2 protein-coding genes are annotated in these 1,491 nt (G+C 34.7%); both read left to right on the top strand.

All coding sequences use genetic code 11. From position 1 onward, the window contains the following. Nucleotides 1-492: 492 nt before the first annotated feature. Complete coding sequence (locus tag CLV95_RS18510; RefSeq protein ID WP_002723043.1) at nt 493-1,137, top strand: LA_2272/LA_2273 family lipoprotein; 645 nt, start codon at nt 493-495, stop codon at nt 1,135-1,137. Nucleotides 1,138-1,234: 97 nt separating this feature from the next. After that, a partial coding sequence (locus CLV95_RS18515; RefSeq protein ID WP_423790213.1) for an LA_2272/LA_2273 family lipoprotein occupies nt 1,235-1,491 on the top strand: 257 nt, incomplete at its 3' end.

Consider the following 1,491-nt stretch of genomic DNA (forward strand, 5'->3'; position numbering starts at 1 on the left):
TTTTTCAACGAAAATGGTTTTTCATAGTTTCAAACATTCTAATAGTAATAAATGATAATCCGTTTATTTTAAACATATATATGCATTGTATTCGGAGTTCAAAAAGCATAGTGCCAATTTAGGACTGAATGAAATAGAACACTTAAATGAAAAGTGCAATAAACCAAAGTATATTAAAGAATTGAAAAAGAAGCAGCTTATTTTTTAAATTGAATTCAAAAATAGGAATATTCCTTTTTAAATAGGTGCAAAGCATGGTGATGGCATATGGTAAAATCAAAAAACGGAAATTATATATGAGCAGCTGTAAATATTTTCTTACTGAATCAAGGTAGACTCCTTTTTATTTCGGAATTCTAAGTGAATTGTTATTTTGAACCACCTTCTATACTTCTATTTTGAAACCGAAATAAAGGCTCTTGCAAAAAATCTCACCTATCTTCCGGATAAATAGCTCTTGCTTCAAAGGTTTATTCCTCAAACATTGACTCGATGAAAGCCTTCGTTTTTAATACTATTTTTATTCTAATCGTATCTTCATTTGTACTACATTGCGGGATCGCCTTGACCCCTAGATTGACCGCAAAATTTCCACTGGAAACAAAGACGGAAATTTTCAGGCTGAATCTTCCTTACGGAGAAAATCAAAATCTTTACGGGCTTAATGTAGGAATCGTCAACGGGGTGCGGAACGATTTGTTTGGAGGACAGCTAGGAATTGCTAATGGTGCTCACAATTTAATTGGAATTCAAATTGGAGCCATCAATCTTACCCATCACAAACACGCCGGTTTGAAGATCGGACTCGTCAATTTTGGAGTTCCTTTGCATGGTTTAGATCCTAATCATACCCACAAATCTGAAACGGGAATTGGGATCTCGATCGGTGTGGCTAATTTTGAAATACAAAGCGGAAATATCGCAATCGGTATCTTTAATTACGGAGCAGGTATCGGCATAGGAATTATCAATAGGAGTTTCCTATCTCCTCTTAACTCAGAGGATACGGGTCTCAATATAGGAATTGTCAATATATCGGAAACACACCAAAAACAATTTCAAATCGGAATCATCAATTATTGCCCCAACAATACGATTCCCATCATGATCGTCGCTAACTATTGTGTAAAAGAATGATATTCCTTGAAGCAAAAACAGATCAAAACGAAAATAACGATCTAAATCGAAAAAATAAATTCCATAGAATAGAATATTCTAAAATTAAAATAAACTTATGAAAAAAAATAAATTCCCCATTCTTTTTTTATCCTTTTATTGGCTCTTCCACAATTGCGGTGTCGCTTTAACTCCCAAGGCAACGGTCAAAATTCCGCCTCAGACCGAAACCGAAGTCTTTCGGCTCAATCTTCTACACGGTGACACAAAAAATCTCTACGGACTAAATGTAGGAATCTTTAACTTTGTTTACTACAACATGATCGGAGCTCAGGTCGGAATCGTAAATTCATCCTCTAATAAAACATCTGGATG

The organism is Leptospira borgpetersenii serovar Javanica (assembly GCF_003046425.1).
GTDB classification, from domain to species: Bacteria; Spirochaetota; Leptospiria; order Leptospirales; family Leptospiraceae; genus Leptospira; species Leptospira borgpetersenii.